General features: G+C 65.1%; 3 protein-coding genes. 2 read left to right on the top strand and 1 reads right to left on the bottom strand.

Annotated features, from left to right (window positions below):
* On the top strand, positions 1 to 124 hold a 124-nt coding region (locus ACWDU1_RS30605; protein WP_450003804.1), incomplete at its 5' end, for an acyl-CoA dehydrogenase family protein.
* A 25-nt stretch (positions 125 to 149) separates the two neighbouring features.
* On the opposite strand, the gene ACWDU1_RS30600 is transcribed toward ACWDU1_RS30605, so the two are convergent.
* On the bottom strand, positions 150 to 1,703 hold the full coding sequence (locus ACWDU1_RS30600) for an MFS transporter (protein WP_450003802.1): 1,554 nt from the start codon (positions 1,701 to 1,703) through the stop codon (positions 150 to 152).
* Positions 1,704 to 1,858: 155 nt separating this feature from the next.
* Here ACWDU1_RS30600 and ACWDU1_RS30595 point away from each other — a divergent pair, with 155 nt between their 5' ends.
* Complete coding sequence (locus tag ACWDU1_RS30595; RefSeq protein WP_450003800.1) at positions 1,859 to 2,920, top strand: AraC family transcriptional regulator ligand-binding domain-containing protein; 1,062 nt, start codon at positions 1,859 to 1,861, stop codon at positions 2,918 to 2,920.
* The last annotated feature ends 821 nt before the right edge of the window (positions 2,921 to 3,741 follow it).

Below are 3,741 nucleotides of genomic sequence, written 5' to 3'. Positions count from 1 at the left end.
TCTGCCACTGGCCCGGCTCTCCCGCGAGGTCCGGCCGTTCCGCATCTACGACGGCCCCTCCGAGGTGCACCGCTGGGCCATCGCCAAACGCGCCGTCGGCGCCGCCCGCCGCGCGGCCCGCTGAGGCCGCGGCCGGCCGGATCGATCGGTCACCGCGGCGCCGTCTCCGATGCCCGGTTCACCTCGCCGTCGTCGGCCGTGCGTGAGCGGGCGGGCAGAACCAGCCATCCCACGGTCGCGGCCATTGCCGCGACACCTCCGGCGACGAGGGCTGCCGTATGGAAGCCGTCCAGGAAGGCCGTCTTCACGAGGCCGATGAGCCGATCGCCGGTGGGGCCGGGAATCGACCGTGCCGCACGCACACCGGACAGCATCGAACTCGCCGCCGCGGCACGTGCCTCCTCGGGGAGCCGGATATCACCCAGTCCGTCGGCTACCTTTCCCGAGTACACGGAGGCCAGGACCGAACCGAGTACCGCGACCCCCAGCGTTCCGCCGAGTTCGCGACTCGTATCGTTGACCGCCGACCCCGCACCGACCTGCCCGGTCGACAACTCGTTGAGCACCGCGAAGGTAGCGGGACCGGAGACCAGCGCCACTCCCAGCGCCAGTGTCACCATCACCGGAACGATTACGCCCCAATACGAGGTGTACATGTCGTAGCGGATGGTCAGCCAGAAGGCCGCGGCCATCACCAGCGATCCGATCGCGGCCGCGCGCCCGGCTCCGATCTTCGAACCCAACCACATACTCGGTCCGGCGAATACCGCCATGGCGATGGCGAAGGGCAGGGTGCGCATACCTGTTTCGAACGGCGGAAATTCCTTGACGCCCTGGAAGTATTGCGTCATGAGAAAGACGAAACCCATCAGGGCGAACATGCCGAAAGTCAGCATCATCGCCGCAGTGGCGAAGTTCCGGTCACGGAACAGTCGCACATCGAACAACGGTGACGAAAAACGATTTTCCCACACCACATATGCTCCGATCACCACCGCGCCGATCACCACTCCGGCGACGGTGCGCGGCGACAGCCAGCTGTGGTTCGGCGCCTCGATCACGCTGTAGACGAATACCGAGATACCGAGCATCGACAGCACCATGCCACCGAAATCGAACGGGCCGATATCGGTATTCCGGCTCTGCGGGACCAGAAGCGCCGCACCGAGAAGAGCTATCGCGCCCGCGGGGACATTGATCCAGAATATCGATCCCCACGAGTAGTGGTCGAGCAGCCAGCCGCCGATCACCGGGCCGATCGCGGCGGCCACTCCGGCGACAGCGGCCCAGGCGGCCACCGCGACAGCACGTTCCCGCAGGTCGTCGAATAGGATCACCACGATCGCCAAGGTGGCCGGGAAAACCAGCGCGGCGAAGAGTCCGAGGCCCGCCCGGGCGGCGATCAGTTGCCCGAGGCTGCTCGACAATGCCGCGAGTGCCGATATTCCCGCGAAGCCGATGATTCCGACGATGAGTACCGTCTTACGTCCGAATCGGTCTCCCAGATAGCCGCCGGTGAGGAGTAAACCGGCGAAAACCAGCGTGTACACGTCCACAACCATCTGCAATCCGGACGTGCTCGCACCCAAATCGGTGGCGATCGTCGGCAATGCGACATTCACAATGGTGTTGTCCACGAAAACCAGCAGTTCGGCGAAACACAATGCCGCCAAACCGAGCCATCGAATCACCGGGGAATCCACTCGTAGTCCTTCTCGTCCTCGCAGACCGGCGTCCGGCCACCACCGGCGACCCGATACACCCGCGCCGACTTCCGCCCGGCGTCATGTCACTGTATGAATCGACGGGTTGCCACCGAAATGCTCATATGGGACAGAACCATGATATTTTCGGGCCGGTGGACCGACCGTCGTGGGACTTCAGGCGCAGCATCATCGGAGTCCGGCATATGGTGCGGGCCGGCATCGATCACGGTGTCCCGGAGCGTCGGCTGCTCGCCTCGACCGGCCTGCGAACGGCGGATCTCGATACCGGCGATCTGGAAATCGAAGCCGTTCAGGAGCTCTCGGTCGCACGCAACCTGGTGCAGACCGTCGGCGACAGACCAGGACTCGGCACCGAGGTGGCGAAGCGTTTCTCCCTGGCCAACTTCGGACTGCTGGGCTTCGCCATGCTCAGCAGTCCCACCGCCGGTGAAGCCCTGCGGGTCGCATTGCACACACTGCGGATCGGCAATCGATTCGTCGATATCAGCGTCGGCGTCGGTGCGACCACGGGACGGATCGAATTCCGGACCGACACCCTTCCCGCCGACGTCCGGGCTCTTCTGCTCGAACGTGACATCGTGATCGTCTTCGGTGTGATCGTGCTGCGTTGTCTCGGCCCGCGACTTGCCGAACGCCTCGGTGATACCCGTCTCGAGGTGGCACTGCCGGCCCGCAGCGTGGCCGCCATGACCGAGGGCATGGAGCGAATGCTCTCCGATGTCTCGCACAACCCGGTCCGGCGGTTCCCGATTCTCGCCGACCGGCCGAGTACCGTGCTGACGTTTCCGATCGATCTTCTCGCCGAGCCGATGTCGATGCCCGATCCGGCTACGGCCGCGCTCTGCGAGAAGCACTGCCTGGACCTGTTGCAGCAGCGAAAAGAGCGCGGCCGCCTCGCCACCAGAGTTCGCGCGCTTCTTCTCCAGCAGATCGGCACCGCACCGAACGCGGAGGATATCGCGCGGGAACTGAATATGGACCGTCGCACACTGCACCGAAGGCTCGCCGACGAGGGCACCGGCTTTCGAGTCCTCAGCGAGGAGGTCCGCTGCGCGCTCGCGATCGATATGCTCGGTGTCCTCGGACTCACGGTGCAGGAGACCGCAATCCGCCTCGGATACTCCGGGCCCGCGGCCTTCAGCAGGTCGTTCACCCGGTGGACGGGCGAACCGCCGAGCACCTACCGCCGATGACCGCCCGGCGGCGGCGTTCCGAGTCCGCCGACGGCGAGGCGGCGTTCCGGGGCCGCGCGGCCGGTGTGCGGCATTGTGACGACAGTTCTGAGTCGACACCAATCGAGCGCCGTGACCTGCCACTGCGACCAGCTCTATGACCGGCCCGAACTTGACCCATGTGGCCGCTCCTGGAGGAACAAGATCATGACCCTGAAGATCTACCGGCCAGGCGGCGCAGCCTTTCTCGATCCCATGAACGACGACCTCATCATGGTGGATTGGGAGGATGCTCGTCGAGTTCTTGCTCGTTGAGCGTGAAGTTGGTCGGTGCCGAGGAGCCACTGCTGATAGGTGGCGTGCCGGAATTGGTACGCCGTGCCATCGACGCGGAGCAAGCCGCTGCGTCGGGCCCAGTCCAGGAAAGTGCCGGGTCGGGCCGGAAATCTTGCTGTGACCTTGAAGGCCGGCACCGCTAGCAAAAACCGGCCCGTCGCCCGCCCGGTCAGAAGGCCGAACGCCAGTCCAACCGTCAGCCCGAGTGCGAGCCCGGCTGCGAGCCCGTGCGTGAGTACGCCTGCGAGCCCGATAGTGAGTCCGAACAGCAGACCGATGACCAGTGCTGCCAGCAGGTCGTGGCGTATCGTTCGCCGTTCGTCTGCCACTAGGGACAGCCGATCTTCGTCCGCAACTTGAAGCCCAGCCGCTAGTCCACTCGCGAGGACGAATGCGACCAGAACTGCCACCCCGAAAGCTACCCAGATGTAGAGCCCACACACCCACAGGGATAGGAAGCTGTATACGGCAGCTTGGGCCCATCGGGAGCGTCTGGGTACAGTCAG

It is taken from the genome of Nocardia sp. NPDC003345 (assembly GCF_053589395.1).
This window is presented reverse-complemented; position numbering and strand designations above follow the sequence as displayed.